The sequence below is a fragment of the Psychrobacillus psychrotolerans genome, assembly GCF_900115805.1.
Lineage (GTDB): Bacteria > Bacillota > Bacilli > Bacillales_A > Planococcaceae > Psychrobacillus > Psychrobacillus psychrotolerans.
The window spans coordinates 410,746-427,580 of sequence record NZ_FOXU01000001.1 but is presented as its reverse complement, the minus strand read 5'-3'; the positions used below and the strand labels follow the sequence as shown (position 1 = coordinate 427,580).

Below are 16,835 nucleotides of genomic sequence, written 5' to 3'. Positions count from 1 at the left end.
AAATACCACTTATATATTCGGGCAATCGCTGCAATGCTAGACATTGTAGAGGAAAGTCCATGCTCACACAATTCTGCGATGAATGTAGTGTTCGTGCTTAGTGAAAAAATAAACTAAGGTAGCTATTAATAGCTAACGGCGGGATGAAGGCCTAAGTCTTAGGATATGGCTGACAATCTCTGAAAGTGCCACAGTGACGGAGCTGTATAGGAAACTATACAGGTGGAACGAGGTAAACCCCACGAGTGAGAAACCCAAATTATGGTAGGGGCATTTTCTTGAAGGAATTGAACGGATAGAAAAACAGATTTCATCTGTAGATAGATGATTGCCGTCCACATACGTACGAGGTAATGCGCCGTTTGAGTACCGTGGAAACAAAACATGGCTTATTGAGTGTATGAGTGGCTATATTTAATAACTAAGAAGCTCTCCATTAACGGAGAGCTTTTCTATTATATGAATAATTTTACAGAATTACGTAATAGGGGAGGTAAAAGATTATGAAAAAACAACCACCCGAACGTTTACAGAGCTTTTCAATTGAATTATTGGAACAAATTCTTCAGTCAACAACTGAAGGTATTATGATTACAAATGAAAAAATGCAAATTACTATGGTAAATAATGCTTTTGAGACACTTACAGGTTATCGGTCATCTGAAATACTCGGGAAATATCCAAACATATTACAATCCGGGAAACAGGATGCCGATTTTTATAAAGTAATGTGGTCTAAAATTCGCTCCAATGGATCATGGAGGGGCGAGATTTGGAATAGACGAAAAAATGGAGAAATATATCCAGAAATTCTTTCTATTTATAGCGTATTTGATAAAGTAGGGCAGCTCACCAATTATTACGGGGTTTTTTCCGATATCTCTATAGAAAAAGAGACGGAAAAAGAACTTGAAGAACTAACTCAATCCGATTTATTAACCAATATTCTGAATCGAAATGCTTTTAATGAATTATTATTTGAGAAAGTAAATAATTCTATACATAGTCATGCTATATTATTTATTGATTTAGATCGGTTTAAGCAGATAAACGACACCTTGGGGAATGAAGTAGGTGACCAAATATTAATAGAGGTTACTAACAGAATAAACTCGATAGCTGGTTCTTCCGATATTTTTGCTCGTTATGGTGCAGACGAATTTGTCTTTTCTAGATCCAACATAGAATATCAAAAAGAAGCTGCAAACTTGGCTAAGGATATTACAAAGCTCTTTAACAAACCATTTCTCATAAATGATACAGAAGTATATGTCACTGCAAGTATAGGAATTAGTATTTTTCCGCAAGATGGTAAAGATATTGAGAAATTGATAAATAAAGCAGACAAGGCCATGTATTTTGCAAAACAAAATGGCCGAAACCAATATGCTTTTTATTTTGATGATTTAAAGAAAGACTCTAAACGAATAATTATACTAGAAGCAGAGCTCAGAAAAGCTATTCAAAATAAAGACTTTTTCATTTACTATCAACCAAAAATCGGTTTAGCTAAACAAGATATAATTGGGGTAGAAGCTTTAGTAAGATGGAACAATGTTAAGTTAGGTTTTGTCTCACCCGCTGAATTTATACCAATTGCGGAGGATACTGGTCTAATTATTCCTTTAAGTGAGGTAATATTAGAAAAAGTTTGTTTGGATATACTGGAGTCAAGATCTCAAGGGAAGATACATATATTACCGGTGTCCATTAATATCGCATCTGTCCATTTTCAACAGGATGATTTTATAGAACGTATAAATTCTATACTTATGCAATATAATTGTAGTCCGCACCTATTGGAATTAGAGCTTACAGAGCGTACAGTGATGAAGGATTCAGACGATATAGTAAATAAACTTGTTAAACTAAAAGCAATGGGTTTTAAAATTTCAATTGATGATTTTGGAACTGGATACTCATCTCTAAGTTATTTGAATAGATTCCCACTAAATTATTTGAAAATAGATAAAAGTTTTATTCAACAAATTACTAACTTACAAGATAAGCAAGCTATTGTAGAGACAATCATATTAATGGCTCATCGGCTGCATATAAAAGTTGTAGCAGAGGGAGTAGAAACGATAGGTCAAGTAAAGCTTTTACAGCAAATGGGCTGCGATATCATTCAAGGATATTATTATAGTAAACCATTAGCGGCAAAGGAGCTTATGGATTTTATCGAGTTATGGGAAATTTATAGACAGGAAAGGAATATATAATGACAACATTTAAATTAGTAGCAACGTCAGCTATGGGATTAGAATCAATCGTTGCAGATGAAGTAAAAGCATTAGGATATGAAACAACAACGGAAAATGGCAAGGTTTATTTTGAAGGGGACGAGCGTGCAATTGCGCGTGCAAATATTTGGTTACGTGTTGCAGACAGAGTTAAAATAGTAGCTGCTCAGTTTCCGGTAAAAACCTTTGATCAACTGTTTGAAGGCACAAAAGCTGTACAATGGGAAAAGTATTTACCTGTCGATGCAGCATTTCCGGTTCAAGGAAAATCAGTCAAATCAACATTATTCAGCGTACCAGACTGTCAAGCAATAGTAAAAAAAGCAGTAGTGGAACGCTTAAAATTAGCACATAAAAGAACTGGTTTTTTAGATGAATCTGGAGCAACATTCAAACTGGAAATAAGTATATTAAAAGATATAGCTACCATTACAATAGATACAAGTGGTGCAGGTCTTCATAAACGTGGTTACCGCCATGGACAAGGGGAAGCACCACTAAAGGAAACACTTGCCGCAGCTTTAGTGAAAATTTCTAAATGGAATCCGAACCGACCATTTGTAGATCCTTTTTGTGGATCCGGTACTATTCCGATTGAAGCAGCAATGATTGGACAAAATATTGCACCAGGGTTTAATCGCGATTTTCATAGTGAAGCATGGCCATGGATGCCAAAAACAGTTTGGGAAGAAGTACGTAATGAGGCAGAATCATTGGCCAATTATGATCAAGAACTTCAAATTTTCGGTTCAGACCTTGATCCTAAAATGATTCAAATTGCGGAACAAAACGCATTTGAATCTGGATTTGGTGACATAATCACATTCAAACAAATGCATGCAAAGGATTTTACTACATCTTTGACAGATGGAGTAATAGTTAGTAACCCACCTTACGGAGAACGTATTGGTGAAGTGGAAGAAATCGAGCAGGTTATTGGTGAACTAGGGTATTTAATGAGCCAATATCCTTCCTGGTCTGTCTATATGTTATCGTCTATGGAAAACTTTGAGAATGTATACGGTAGACGTGCAACTAAGAAGCGTAAATTATTTAATGGATTTATTCGAACGGACTACTATCAGTTCTGGGGTAAACGTTCATAACAGTAAGGGGGACTAGTTCCCCTTGCTGTTATATTATTATTTAAGGGAGTTTTTAGATGAAGCAAGCTTTACCATTCCAACTTTCAAAAGACCGTTCTTTCTTCGAATCATTAGGAGACTGGATGGGTGATGTATTATATGATGAATTACCCGAAAAAGGTTTTGAGTGTCGCGACGAACAGATTTTCATGGCATATCAAATTGAAAAGACGTTAAAAGAAAGAAATGTGCTATTTGCTGAAGCAGGAGTAGGTACTGGTAAAACCATTGCTTATTTGCTTCCGGCTATTGCGTATGCTCGTTATTCTGGAAAACCGGCTTTAATCGCATGCGCAGATGAAACACTAATTGAACAACTTGTAAAAGAAGCTGGAGATATTTTTAAACTTCAAAACTATTTAGATATAAAAATTGATGTGCGATTAGCAAAATCACGTGATCAATATTTATGTTTGAAGCGATTAGAAGAAGCACAAAAAGATGATGATAATGAATATTTCTTAGAAGAAATTGAAGATCAAGTTCCGGACTTTGTATATGCACATTCATCTATGCAAAAAATTTATCCATATGGAGAGCGCAGTCAGTTTGCTGGAGTAAGCGATGAGGATTGGCAGAAAGTTAATTATCATCCAACTCAGCAATGTATGGTTTGTGATTTGCGAAATCGTTGTGGACAAACAATTCATCGCCAGCATTATCGTGAGTCTACAGACTTAATCATTTGCTCACATGAATTTTTAATGGAGCATATTTGGACAAAAGAATCTCGTATACGTGAAGGTCAAATGCCATTATTACCCGAGGTATCAATGGCCGTATTAGATGAAGGGCATTTACTTGAATTCGCTGCTCAAAAAGCTTTAACGTACGAAATTCAAAGTGAAACACTTATTCGATTACTGGAAAAAGTAATGGTTGACGGTGTGCGAGAAAAAACATTGAACTTAATGGAAGTTCTCCAAGAATTACACGATAAGATATTTGGTTTGTTACGTATTGGTAGTAACATGGAAGAAACCGATCGCATGAAGGTTGATAAATCTTTCGAGTTAATGGAATTGTGTAAACAGGCAATTCGAGTAACTGATAGCTTGTTAGAAGAATTTGTGTTCGAGTCTGAGTTATATACGATTCCTGAATACGAACTGCGTATGGTAGAAGAATTTTTAGAGCAATATACATTCTCTCTTCGGTTATTCACCGAAAAAGGGGACGGAATTGAATGGTTAGAGATCATTGATGGTTATGAAACGTTAATCATTATGCCGAGACTAGTTACGGACATTTTAAATGAGAAGCTATTTACTTCTAAAATTCCTATTGTCTTTTCTTCTGCTACATTATCTATAGAAAAGGACTTTACGTATATTGCAGATTCTTTAGGAATCGAAAAATTCCAATCGTTCTCTGTGGCATCTCCATTTGATTATGACGAAGTGATGAAGATATACACGGAGGAAATGGAACAGCAAGAGAAGCCTTATCATGTGGAGAAACTATTAAATAACCCAATGCAAACCCTTATTTTGTTTAAATCCAAAGCAGCAATGGCTTCTTTCCGAGCTACTATAGGTGATAGAAGCGATATCGTCTTTGAAGGAGATCGGGAGCTTTCAACCATTGTAAAAGAATTCCAAAATGGAGAATACTCCACTTTATGTTCCTATCATCTTTGGGAAGGGTTAGATTTACCTTTAGAAGCCTTAACCAGAGTTATTATTTACGATCTACCATTTCCACCTGTAGATCCACTATTTGATGCAAAACGTTCTTTCTCTAACAATCCATTTGAGGAAGTAGAATTGCCATTTATGCTTTTAAGATTACAACAAGGTATTGGGCGTTTGATCCGTACATCTAGTGATTACGGGGAAATTCATTTATTGTTAAATGAAGAAGAAGCATTACAAGAAAGTAGATTTACAGGGGTATTACCTACACCAATTTCGAAATGAATCAAGGGGGAATAGAAATGTCTGTAGAACAAAATTTTTTAGATTATGTGAAGAAAATTGGTGCTTATCAAGAAGCATTAGGGGTGCTTTATTGGGATATGCGTACTGGTGCTCCGAAAAAAGGTATTGATCAGAGATCTGAAGTTGTAGGAGTACTTGCAACGGATGTATTTAATTTATCGACTTCAGACGATCTTAAAGAATTACTAGACCAGATGGAACTTGAGCTGGATTCTGTAAACGAAGTAAGTAAACGTGTGTTTGAAGAAGTAAAAAAGGAATACAATCTCAGCAAGAAAATTCCAGCAGATGAATACAAGAAATTTGTAATTCTTCAATCTAAATCAGAATCTGTTTGGGAAGAAGCAAAAAACAACAATGATTGGTCTATGTTCCAACCATATTTAACTGAAATGGTTGCTACGCTAAAGAACTTTGTAGAGTATTGGGGAGTTACAGATAACAATCCTTATAATGTATTGTTGGACCAGTATGAGCCTGGCATGACGACTGAAATTTTAGATCAAGTTTTTAATGAACTAAGAGAAAAAATTGTGTCGTTATTAAAACGCATTTCAGAATCTCCAAACCAGCCAAAAACAGATTTCTTGTTCCAATCTTTTGATAAACAAAAACAACAGTCCTTTAGTTTAGATATACTAAAACAGCTTGGATATGATTTTGATGCGGGAAGATTAGATGAAACAGTGCATCCATTTGCTACTGGTTTAAATAGAGGTGACGTGCGCATCACGACTAAGTATGATGAGTTCGATTTCCGTTCGGCAATATTTGGTACTATTCATGAATGTGGTCACGCGATATACGAGCAGAATGTTGCAGAAGAGTTAACAGGTACACCTTTAGCGGGTGGGGCTTCCATGGGTATTCATGAATCTCAATCACTGTTTTATGAGAATTTTGTAGGACGTAATCCAAAGTTCTGGGAACAAAATTATGAAAAGCTACAAAGCTATTCACCTGAACAATTTGGGGAAGTTCCTGTGGAAGACTTTCTTCGAGCTATCAATGAAGTAAAACCTTCTTTAATCCGGATCGAGGCGGATGAGCTGACATATGCTCTTCATATTATGATTCGCTATGAGATTGAAAAAGGATTGTTTAACGGTGATTTAAAAGTAGAAGATCTCCCTGAAATTTGGAATTCTAAGTACGAAGAATATTTGGGTGTTAGTCCATCTACTAACGCAGAAGGAATTTTGCAGGATGTCCATTGGGCTGGGGCTAGTTTCGGTTACTTCCCGTCCTATGCTCTTGGTTATATCTATGCATCTCAATTCAAAGCGGCGATGCTAAAGGATATTCCACAGTTTGATAGTTTGTTAGAACAAGGCAATTTAGCACCTATCAAGGAATGGCTTACACAAAACGTGCATCAGTATGGTGCTCTTAAAAAACCTTTAGATATTCTGAAGGCAGCAACAGGTGAAGGTCTTAACGGTAAATACCTTGCTGATTATTTAGAAGAAAAGTATACAAAAATCTATAAACTTTAAATAATAGGTGACCCAAGCGACGAATGTTGCTTGGGTCTTTTTAAAAAAAAGTATATAATATGCAGTATAAACACTGGGTTTACAGAACTTTTTAGAATGAATAATACTACTGATTTCCATTCAGGTGGGGTTCAAATGCTATGAGCGCCATGTGGCAACGCCTTCGTGCCCTGTTGGCCTTCCGAGGGGTGAGCTTGCTAAAGACCCTGGACTGAGTGTAGTGAGGAGAGCAGCTGAAGCCGTGCACATGGAAAGCGTCGCCCGGAGCGGATATCAACGGCATATCTACGTTTCAATTTTTAGAAGACTGGGCGTTTTTTACCCGGTTTTTCTTATAAAGGGAATTGTTTTTGGTATTTATTATTTTTATTGATTTTAATTGAACGGGTGCTTCTCTGTTCCTAGTGGACTATAGAAAAATGGTTAGCCTGGACATAAGTCTCGACTAACCATTTTTTAATATTTTATTGTTACCAGAATTTATAACCTTTTGAACCTGGAGGAGCATTTTGAATCATCTCAAAGACTGGAACAGTGTAAGCAAATAGGATTAATGCAATACAAATTGTTAACCAAATCTTCCAATTCTCCAACCACATTGGAGTCTTTTCCGCGTTCTCTGAAACTTCACCAACAGGGAATTCTGTTTCACCCTTAGGAGCAAACCATAATAAATTTGCAACAATATAAAGTACTAATATGATCCCGATGAAAAGAATTGTTCCTCCAACTGCTTGTGCTATTTGATAAGGTATCCATTCAGTTGCTTGTTGTGCACCACCATAAGTGGAGAAATCCGAACGACGAGGCGCACCCATTAATCCTACAACATGCATTGCACCTGACATGATCGACATTCCAAATGCCCAAACAATAGCCTGAATAATTGCTAACTTGTTCATTTGTTTCGTCAATACTCTACCCGTAAGATGAGGTATTAACCAATAAGCGGCTCCAAAGAAAGTCAGTACAACTGTCGTTGCCAGTGTTAAATGGAAATGTCCGGTTACCCAAATAGTGTTGTGTATTAATGCATTCATCTGATGAGAAGCATTAATAATACCGCCAGCACCAGCAGGGATAAATGCAGCCATACCGATAAATGGAACTGTAAACCTAGCATCATTCCATGGTAGTTTTTTGAACCAACCGAATAATCCACGACCACCCAGTTGTCTTCCTCGTAACTCAAAAGTAGCGAACATAGAGAAAGCCGTTAATAATGAAGGGATAACAACCATCATTGTTAATACTACCTGTAAGAATTTCCAGAACGAATCAATCCCGGGTTCTGTCAATTGATGATGGAAACCAACAGGAATGGAGAAGAGTAAAAATAACATGAAGGAAAGTCTTGCTAATGCATCAGAGAATATTTTTCCGCCAATAATTTTAGGAATAATTACATACCAAACCATGTAGGCAGGTAATAACCAGAAGTACACTAAAGGATGACCAAAATACCAGAATAATGTACGAGAAAGCAATACATCAACCTTATCCACCCAACCTAGTGACCATGGAATTAGTTGGAATACTACTTCTACAGCTACCCCAAGAGAACAGATAATCCACATAGCCAAATTGACAATTACCATAAATGATAAGAGCGGGCTAGGTTGCCCTGGATTTGCTTTACGCCATTCCACATATTTCATAATCTGTGCAATAGCTACTATCCAAGATCCAACTACTACTAATGCCATACCTACATAGAAAATCCAATGTGCTTGAAGTGGTGCGTAAAAAGTATACAGTACAGAAGCTTCATTGAGTAATACCATTATGGAAGCAGCAACTGTACCTGCAGTCATTACCCAGAAACCAATCCAGCCGACTAAACGTTGTTTATCTGTTAACGTACCGGACGTTCTACTAATTGCAGCAATTTGGAAACCTAATATAAAATAAGTTGTTAAGATAAGACCTAATAAAACCCCATGAATAGTTAATACTTGATAATAGCCAATCCCCCAAGGGAGTGTAAATTGACCTGAGCGGACAAGGACTTGTAATAATCCACAAAGCCCCCCGATGAATAAAGCGATAAATGCTACATATATATGAGCTAGTGCCAGTTTCCCATCGCGTCGATCAACTCTTACAAAGTCTTGTGCTTTTTCTTTAATAGTTGTCATTTTACTCTACCACCTTTAACATGGACGTCATTGTGGTATGTCCTACGCCACAATATTCATTACATAAGATTAAAAATTCACCAGGTTTGTCTACTGTTGTTACATATTCCGAAACATAACCTGGCTCTAGAATCATATTAATATTAGTTCCAGCAACTTGAAATCCATGAACTACATCTTTAGTAGTTGCTATGAACTTTATGGTCGAACCTATAGGTACTTCTATTTCGGGTGGATTATAATAGAACGCAGACGCTACAAGAACGACTTCATAATCCCACTCTTCACCTTCTACTTTATGAACTCCTGGTTTATTAAAAGGAGCTATCTCATCAACTCGCTCAGGGTCGATATAAATTTTCCCGGAAGGGGGATGGGAGCCATAATGAAATGCACTAAAACCGACGATAGTTAAAAATAATACCAATGAGCTAATTCCAAATGTTAGCCACCACTTTTCATACTTATGAATATGCATAAGTCTTAAACCTCCAATTTAAATTCAAAATCTGTCTATGAATAAGTAAAATGCCAAGAACCAAGTAACTAATATAAATGCGCCAACGAAACCTACGGAATAAAGTGTCCCTTTTAAATCAGAGTCTTTTTCTTTCTTTTTCGACATTTACTTACACCTCCTTCTACTAAACTCTATAGTCTCATCATAAATATAATAGTCGTGAGATGATGTGATAAAAATCACACATACGGTTATTAACTGTGAAATATATGTGAAATCTGGTATTTTTGGAACACAATTACCTTCCTGTAATGATTTTAGGCAAAAAAAAGAACCTTCTTATTAAAAGGAGGCTCCGTTTTCTATTCATCTATCGTTAAGATTATGGTCATTTCACCTATATTTTCAATTTCTACAGGCAGTCTAAAAGCATGTTGGAAACCATATAACCTACTAGTACCAACAATAACAGTAGGTGGAGTAATATCAATTTCAACTCCACTTGCAGCAACGGAGGTACATAAATTACCTGCTATCATATTCCCGAGTTCACCTGTAAATGATTCGAGCATTTCACCTTCTAATGGCATTCCGAACATAGTAGCTCCAATTGCAGAAAAGGATTCAGCCGCAGAGTCAATAATAATACGCCCTTTAATATCACCAATGATTCCGATAAGTACGCCCATTTCCTTTTGCACAAATGGTTGAACCATCAGGGAAGGTGACTTTATATCCATTGGAATAGGTATAACTGATTTCAAGGATTGGATTGTTCCATTTAAAATTGTTTGAATATGTTTAGAAGTACTCATTTTAACCCTCCGACTAGTATAGATGTATCAATTTTAACATGTTATATAGGAAAAAAGAATAGGTATTGTAGAAATTTAAAATATACTATGGTATTATGTCAATGAGAATGAATATCAAATTCAGTTGAGAGGGCGATTTTTTATGTTAGCTATTTTCATTGGATCAGCTATTTTAGTTTATGGTGGGGTAACGGCATATATTTTAAAATCTATAGCTCCTAAAGCGAAAACAATATGAAACAAAGACGAAATGACTTTATTTGTGAAAACAAGTAGAGTCATTTTTAAAAGATTAGGAAAGTATTTAAAAATTTACGATGAACACTGTACGATTTTATCCTTTTAACTTTGACCACTCTTATCATTTAAGCGAGAGGCTACGCGAAAAATCTTATGATTGAGGTACTACTCCCTATTTTGATTGGAGCGCAAGGCGGCGACTCAAGCTGGATAGCTTGAGCTGAAGACCCCGCAGGAGCATAGCGAACGAGGAGGCTGAAGCCAAGCCAGCGGAAAGCGTCCGCCTGAAGTGGAAATCAGCAGTGGTCTTCATTCTTTTAAGTAGTCCGAGTTCTGAATTTAAGAAAGGGAAGGAAGCAGTGCCCATGGAAAGCGACCAGTCGGAGCGGAAATTACCGGCATATCTACGTTTCAGTTCCTTAAGGACCGTACATTTTTTTGATCGGTTTTTCTTTTAACTAAAAGAGTGAAAGAATATTGTTTTAGGCTTTAAAACTTTGCTATGATAGATGTACATTGTCGAATTATGAAGGAGATTAACTTTTTATATGCAGAACTCAAATGAATTACAAATGATAAAAGAACAAAATGCTTTACTTGCAACGATTTTCCAACAGAATAATGATGATGAACGCTATCGTAAGTCTAAATTATTTGCAGGAAAATTAGAAAAAGGCACATTTACTATCGCTTTTGCAGGTCACTTTTCTGCAGGGAAATCTAGTATGATTAATGCCTTAGTTGATGAGCAAATACTGCCAACTAGCCCGATTCCAACCTCCGCAAATATTGTGACGGTTCAAAATACAGCAGAAAATTATGCTCTTGTTCACTTTGTGGATCAACCACCTGTTAGATTTTCAGGGGAGTATGATATTCAATTAGTAAAAAAATATTCAAAAGACGGAAGTAAAGTATCTCAAATTGAAATAGGACATGCTGGGTCTAATCTTCCCGAAGGAATTACTATAATGGATACTCCTGGAGTTGACTCGACTGATGATGCACATCGCGTTTCCACCGAATCTGCCCTTCATTTGGCAGATATTGTTTTCTATGTGATGGATTACAATCATGTTCAGTCTGAGTTAAACTTTCAATTTACAAAGCAATTACTTCATTATAATGAGAATGTATATTTAATCGTAAATCAGGTAGATAAGCACAGAGAAGAAGAACTACCATTTGCAGCTTATAAGCAATCTGTTACAGATGCATTTAAATCGTGGTCGGTTGATCCGAAAGGAATATTTTATACAAGCCTAAAAAATAAAGATTTCATACATAATGATTTTCCGCAAGTTCAACAAATCGTTACTAGTTCTATTGAAAATAAAGAGGATTACTATCTTACACTGGCCCAGGCAACGCTAGAAAAGTTAAAAGATGAGCATTTACATTTTTTAGAGGATGAAAAAGCTACTTGTTTTGAAGCCTTTGAAAGTCAGCTAAGTGAAGAAGATTGGAATAATAAAGAGGATATCAAAGAACAATTGGAACTAGCTCAAACGCAAGTAAAACTTCAAGATGTTACGCTTTGGAGAAAAACATTTGAAGAACTTCGAAAAAACATACTTGAAAATGCTTCTATAATGACGTTTGAAATGCGTGAAGCTTTAAAGTCTTATGCAGAAAGTAAGCAACCTACTTTTAAAGTTGGATTTTTGGGTACTAAAAAGAAAACTGAAGAAGAGAGACAAAGAAGACTTAACGAAATTATTAGCATGTTAGAAAAAATAATTTCTACCAATATAACTTCTCATATGAAATTGTTAATGAAACGTATGTTGAAAGATGTTTCCTTATTAACAGAAGAAAAAATCCATCAGATTGATGAAATTCAGTTTGCTATTTCTCCTAGTCTGATTGAAAATTCTCTTCACGAAGGTGCAAGTACGACTGGTAATGCGATTCTAAATTTCGCCAATCGAGTTACAGAAGCGGTAAATCGTTACTACATCAACCAAACAGATGTATGGAAAGAAGAAAATATACATTATATAGAAGAAAGTCCGTTGGAAGATGAGGACCAAATACTATCAAAAACAGCGGAACTCAATGAAAAGAGACTAGCTATTCAATCATTGGAAGAAATAGATACACGAATAGAAACATTTGAAAAAAACGTCACTACTCCTTCGTTGCCAATAAGAAAAGACAGAGATAAATTATTAAAAAGCTGGGAACAAGAACGACTTCAATTTGAAGGTTCTATTACAGATTATGAAGAACAAGCGCATACTACGGAGCAACCTATTGTAAATGTAGCAAAGGAAGAAGAAGTAAAGGACGAAGAAATTCTTCTCTCCGCGGAGGCAGTAGTGAGTCGTGCGAAAAGAATTGGTGAAGTATTAGCAGAATTACCTGCTTTTGAAGAAGCTGCTGCAACGATTAAAAGAAAAGCTTTACGAGTGGAAAATCAACAATTTACTATCGCGTTATTTGGTGCATTTAGTGCCGGGAAATCTAGTTTTTCGAATGCTTTAATGGGGGCAAATGTGCTGCCGGTTTCACCAAACCCTACAACTGCAGCTATTAACAAAATTCATCCTGTGTCTGAAAATCATTTACATAATACTGCTGATGTAGTGTTGAAATCAGAGGGGCAAATTTTAGAAGATGTGAGTTTTGCTTATGAGCAGCTTGGAATAACTGTCCATACATTAGAGGAAGCTTTTGAAAAAGCTAGTACGGTTATGCAAGAGAAGGTAGCTGAAGAGGTACACAAATCATTCGTTACTGCATTTTATAAAGGGTATCCAACATTTAAAGGGCAATTTGGAAATGTTCTGCATGTTTCTGGAGATGAATTTGGCCAATTTGTAGCGGATGAATCGAAAAGCTGTTTTGTAGATTTTATTGATTTTTATTATGATTGTGAATTAACGAGACTAGGTGTGACATTAGTAGATACACCTGGAGCAGATTCGATTAATGCGAGACATACCGGAGTAGCTTTTGACTATATTCGTAACGCTGATGCTGTATTGTTTGTTACTTATTTCAACCATGCATTTTCAAAAGCAGACCGTGAGTTTTTAATACAGCTGGGAAGAGTAAAAGATGCCTTCGAGTTGGATAAAATGTTCTTTGTTGTTAATGCTATCGATTTGGCAGATTCAGAAGAGGAGGCCAATTTAGTAAAACAATACGTCCAGGATGAACTACAACGTTTTGGTATTCGTTTCCCAAGAGTGTACGGGGTATCTAGTTTACAAGGGTTAAAAGAGAAACTCGATGGATTATCATTGCATGAAGGAATGCAACAGTTTGAAGAATCTTTTCATCATTTTCTTGAAAAGGATCTGAAGCAAATCTCTATATCTGCTCTTGAAGAGGAAGCAACTCGTCAACAATCGAAACTACTTGGCTTAATAGAACAGACGGAAGTAAATCTGGCCCGAAAAGACCAACGTCTAGTCGAGCTTCGAAATCAAGAACAAAATATTCGTAAACGCTATACAAATTCTAAATACACACAGATTGCAAAAGATGCTAACCAGGAGCTAGATACACTACTCTATTACGTATTACAACGTGTATATTATCGTTTCAATGAGTTCTTTAAAGAGGCATATAATCCATCATTATTTGCAAATAAATCCGCAACAATTGCATTGGACATTGCTTTAAAGGATATTCTTAAAATGATACGTTTTGATATCGAACAAGAAATGCGGGTCTCCAATTTCCGTATATTGCAATATATTCAGCAACAAATCCTGCAATTAGAAAAAGAAGAAATACGCGTACTAAAAGATTTGAATACAAGCTTTACATTTAGTCCACATGAAGTTACCGAGAGAGAATTACTAGATTTTGTAGGACCATTTGAAAGCATTACTAAATATGAACATGTAAAATCCTATTTTAAAAATTCCAAGAGCTTTTTTGAGAATAATGAAAAAGAAAAATTACGTGATACTTTATCTGATGAAACCAAAGTGGAGGCAGATAAATACCTATCGAATGAAAAAGAACGTTTAGGAAAATGGATAGAACAATACTCGGATATTGAATCGGAGGCTCTACGTTTAAAGTTACTACAAGAATCGATTACGCAAATTGATGCGGAACGAAAATTATTAGAGCAGGAACAAACACTTCACTTGTGGAAGTCAGTATATGCGCGACTATAAAGGAGGGCTTAAATGGTAAAAGTATTTATTGAATTAGGAGAGATTTTAGAGAATAGTCCCCGTTTTATCGATACTCGCTTTGATCTTGGTGAAAAAGGTGCGGGTCGTGAAATGTATAACAAGGGACATATAGAAGGTGCATTATATTGGGATTTGGAAGATGATTTATCAGATATGGGCAGTCAAGATGGTCGTCATCCAATGATTTCGAAGGAAAAAATGACAAGACTGGTTCAGCAAGCTGGGTTAAAATTAGATGATTATATTGTAATTTATGATCAAGGAGCTACACCTTTTGCGTTACGTGCCTATTTCTTATTGGAGTGGGCAGGATTTAAACATATACATGTATCCCGTTCCGGCTACGAAGAGTTGAAGGGCAAGTTACCAGTTTCTAACATGGAGTCTGTCCTACCACATACTTCAACAATCCCTGAATGGAACAACGATAAGTTACTGACAATGGCTGAAGTAAGGAAAGTTGTAGCACAGGAAAAAGAGGGTCAATTAATAGATGCAAGATCAAATGTACGCTATAAAGGTGAAAGTGAACCAATCGATTCAATTGCGGGGCATATCCCATCAGCTATAAACTTTGACTGGGAGCAACTGAAGAAAAACGGGAAATTCCTAGAGCAGAAAGAATTAAAGGAAAAGTTAAGTCAATTAGCTTCAATTGACAAACCTGTGATAGCTTATTGTGGTAGTGGCGTTACAGCTGCGCCTTTGTATGGTTGTTTGAAAGAGGCAGGCTATGAAAATGTTCAGCTATATGTTGGTAGCTACAGTGATTGGATTAGAGAAAATGAAGTAGAAATAGATATGACACAAGCATAATTATATCTTTTTAACCTTTTTTCCAGTATAATAAGTTGTCTTGGGTAAATAACTATAGTATAATAGGCAAATTGTATACGCATGAAATGAGGGCTTATAATGAAAAAATCTATATATGGTCTAACAAGAGATCAGTTAATCGAATGGCTAATGGGTCAAGGCCAAAAAAAATTCCGCGCAGAGCAAGTTTGGGACTGGTTGTACATTAAACGTGTACAAAACTTTGCAGAAATGACCAATGTAAACAAGGAATGTCTTCAGATTTTGGAAGAAAATTTTGTTATACAGACGTTAAAGGAAAGTGTTAAGCAAGAATCTGCAGATGGCACCATTAAATTCTTATTTGAAATGCAAGATGGTAATTTAATCGAAACTGTACTAATGCGCTTTAAATATGGTCTTTCAGTGTGTGTGACGACGCAGGTAGGGTGTAATATTGGATGTAGTTTCTGTGCAAGTGGATTACTTAAAAAGAGCCGTGACCTTGACGCAGGAGAAATTGTGGAACAAATCATGAAAGTGCAATTCCATTTGGACCAAATTCAAAAGGAAGAACGTGTCAGCCATATCGTTGTTATGGGTATCGGGGAGCCGTTTGATAACTATAAAAACTTGATGAACTTCCTACGTACTGTAAATGATCAAAAAGGACTTGCTATTGGTGCTCGTCATATTACAGTATCAACAAGTGGTCTTGCTAAGAAAATTATGGATTTTGCGGAAGAGGATCTTCAAGTAAATCTTGCAGTTTCATTGCATGCTCCTAATGATGAGCTTCGCTCGAGAATTATGGTTATCAATAAGGCATTCCCTATTGAAAAAGTAATGGCAGCTGTAGATTATTATTTAGAGAAGAAAAATCGTCGTATTACTTTTGAATATATACTACTCAAAGATGTAAATGACCATGTAGAAGAGGCACTTCAACTTGCTAAACTTCTAGAAAACAAACGTCATCTTTCGTATGTGAACTTAATCCCATACAATCCAGTAGATGAGCATGGTCAATATCAACGAAGTGATGAAAAATCGATTAGTGCTTTCTTCCAAACATTGAAAAACAAAGGGATTAATTGTGGTGTTCGTATGGAGCAAGGTAGTGATATCGACGCTGCATGTGGTCAATTAAGAAGTAAACAAATTAAAAAAGATAAAGTAAAAGTAAACAATTAAATTGTGCATGAATGAAAAAACGCATTAGCCATTATGGCTATGCGTTTTTTTATCGTCTTTTTCAGGTAAATCATCAATTGTATGCTTAAATGCGTACCCTTTATTAATAGTGAAAATAGTGAGACCTAATACTATTAAGAAAATAAAAATACTAATAATAATTACAGTAGTCATTTATATACCTCCTAATTCGGATTATTAGTTATATC

The 16,835-nt window shown here is 35.9% G+C and carries 12 protein-coding genes and 1 other RNA gene; 8 read left to right on the top strand and 5 right to left on the bottom strand.

The annotated features are described in order from the left end of the window. Positions 1 to 13 precede the first annotated feature (13 nt). The 5 genes from rnpB to BM260_RS02280 all read left to right on the top strand — a co-directional run bounded on the left by rnpB (position 14) and on the right by BM260_RS02280 (position 6,824). Positions 14 to 397, top strand: an RNA gene (gene rnpB, locus BM260_RS02300) — RNase P RNA component class B. Positions 398 to 503: 106 nt separating this feature from the next. Beyond that, positions 504 to 2,222, top strand: coding sequence for a putative bifunctional diguanylate cyclase/phosphodiesterase (locus BM260_RS02295; protein ID WP_093534600.1), 1,719 nt, complete (start codon positions 504 to 506; stop codon positions 2,220 to 2,222). Further along, entirely contained in the window at positions 2,222 to 3,349 is a 1,128-nt protein-coding gene (locus BM260_RS02290; protein ID WP_093534598.1) for a THUMP domain-containing class I SAM-dependent RNA methyltransferase, read from the top strand. The genes BM260_RS02295 and BM260_RS02290 overlap by 1 nt, the downstream gene beginning before the upstream one ends. Before the next feature lie 56 nt (positions 3,350 to 3,405). After that, positions 3,406 to 5,307, top strand: coding sequence for an ATP-dependent DNA helicase (locus tag BM260_RS02285; RefSeq protein WP_093534596.1), 1,902 nt, complete (start codon positions 3,406 to 3,408; stop codon positions 5,305 to 5,307). A 17-nt stretch (positions 5,308 to 5,324) separates the two neighbouring features. After that, positions 5,325 to 6,824 carry a carboxypeptidase M32 gene (locus tag BM260_RS02280; RefSeq protein WP_093534594.1) on the top strand — a complete coding sequence of 500 codons (1,500 nt, stop codon included), beginning with the start codon at positions 5,325 to 5,327 and terminating at the stop codon, positions 6,822 to 6,824. 470 nt (positions 6,825 to 7,294) lie between these two features. Here the strand turns inward: BM260_RS02280 and BM260_RS02270 are convergent, their stop codons facing one another. The 4 genes from BM260_RS02270 to BM260_RS02255 all read right to left on the bottom strand — a co-directional run bounded on the left by BM260_RS02270 (position 7,295) and on the right by BM260_RS02255 (position 10,237). After that, positions 7,295 to 8,962: a b(o/a)3-type cytochrome-c oxidase subunit 1 gene (locus tag BM260_RS02270; protein WP_093534589.1), complete on the bottom strand. Its 1,668-nt coding sequence runs from the start codon at positions 8,960 to 8,962 to the stop codon at positions 7,295 to 7,297. 1 nt (position 8,963) lies between these two features. Further along, positions 8,964 to 9,440, bottom strand: coding sequence for a cupredoxin domain-containing protein (locus BM260_RS02265; RefSeq protein WP_093534587.1), 477 nt, complete (start codon positions 9,438 to 9,440; stop codon positions 8,964 to 8,966). A gap of 24 nt (positions 9,441 to 9,464) precedes the next feature. Beyond that, positions 9,465 to 9,587 (bottom strand): cytochrome c oxidase subunit 2A, encoded by a 123-nt coding sequence (locus BM260_RS02260; protein ID WP_093534585.1) that lies wholly within the window; start codon positions 9,585 to 9,587, stop codon positions 9,465 to 9,467. A 197-nt stretch (positions 9,588 to 9,784) separates the two neighbouring features. Beyond that, positions 9,785 to 10,237: a chemotaxis protein CheX gene (locus BM260_RS02255; protein WP_093534583.1), complete on the bottom strand. Its 453-nt coding sequence runs from the start codon at positions 10,235 to 10,237 to the stop codon at positions 9,785 to 9,787. 788 nt (positions 10,238 to 11,025) lie between these two features. Here BM260_RS02255 and BM260_RS02250 point away from each other — a divergent pair. The 3 genes from BM260_RS02250 to rlmN all read left to right on the top strand — a co-directional run bounded on the left by BM260_RS02250 (position 11,026) and on the right by rlmN (position 16,626). Next, positions 11,026 to 14,616 (top strand): dynamin family protein, encoded by a 3,591-nt coding sequence (locus BM260_RS02250; RefSeq protein WP_093534581.1) that lies wholly within the window; start codon positions 11,026 to 11,028, stop codon positions 14,614 to 14,616. Positions 14,617 to 14,628: 12 nt separating this feature from the next. Next, positions 14,629 to 15,453, top strand: coding sequence for a sulfurtransferase (locus BM260_RS02245; RefSeq protein ID WP_093534579.1), 825 nt, complete (start codon positions 14,629 to 14,631; stop codon positions 15,451 to 15,453). Between the two features lie 99 nt (positions 15,454 to 15,552). Next, positions 15,553 to 16,626 carry a 23S rRNA (adenine(2503)-C(2))-methyltransferase RlmN gene (gene rlmN / locus BM260_RS02240; protein WP_093534577.1) on the top strand — a complete coding sequence of 358 codons (1,074 nt, stop codon included), beginning with the start codon at positions 15,553 to 15,555 and terminating at the stop codon, positions 16,624 to 16,626. 24 nt (positions 16,627 to 16,650) lie between these two features. Here the strand turns inward: rlmN and ytzI are convergent, their stop codons facing one another. Beyond that, positions 16,651 to 16,800 (bottom strand): YtzI protein, encoded by a 150-nt coding sequence (gene ytzI, locus BM260_RS02235; RefSeq protein WP_094030739.1) that lies wholly within the window; start codon positions 16,798 to 16,800, stop codon positions 16,651 to 16,653. Positions 16,801 to 16,835: the final 35 nt, after the last annotated feature.

Coding starts and splice junctions, on each gene's coding strand:
- BM260_RS02295 (WP_093534600.1), top strand. CDS start 504: ATGAAAAAACAACCACCCGAACGTTTACAGAGCTTTTCAATTGAATTA.
- BM260_RS02290 (WP_093534598.1), top strand. CDS start 2,222: ATGACAACATTTAAATTAGTAGCAACGTCAGCTATGGGATTAGAATCA.
- BM260_RS02285 (WP_093534596.1), top strand. CDS start 3,406: ATGAAGCAAGCTTTACCATTCCAACTTTCAAAAGACCGTTCTTTCTTC.
- BM260_RS02280 (WP_093534594.1), top strand. CDS start 5,325: ATGTCTGTAGAACAAAATTTTTTAGATTATGTGAAGAAAATTGGTGCT.
- BM260_RS02270 (WP_093534589.1), bottom strand. CDS start 8,962: ATGACAACTATTAAAGAAAAAGCACAAGACTTTGTAAGAGTTGATCGA.
- BM260_RS02265 (WP_093534587.1), bottom strand. CDS start 9,440: ATGCATATTCATAAGTATGAAAAGTGGTGGCTAACATTTGGAATTAGC.
- BM260_RS02260 (WP_093534585.1), bottom strand. CDS start 9,587: ATGTCGAAAAAGAAAGAAAAAGACTCTGATTTAAAAGGGACACTTTAT.
- BM260_RS02255 (WP_093534583.1), bottom strand. CDS start 10,237: ATGAGTACTTCTAAACATATTCAAACAATTTTAAATGGAACAATCCAA.
- BM260_RS02250 (WP_093534581.1), top strand. CDS start 11,026: ATGCAGAACTCAAATGAATTACAAATGATAAAAGAACAAAATGCTTTA.
- BM260_RS02245 (WP_093534579.1), top strand. CDS start 14,629: ATGGTAAAAGTATTTATTGAATTAGGAGAGATTTTAGAGAATAGTCCC.
- rlmN (WP_093534577.1), top strand. CDS start 15,553: ATGAAAAAATCTATATATGGTCTAACAAGAGATCAGTTAATCGAATGG.
- ytzI (WP_094030739.1), bottom strand. CDS start 16,800: ATGACTACTGTAATTATTATTAGTATTTTTATTTTCTTAATAGTATTA.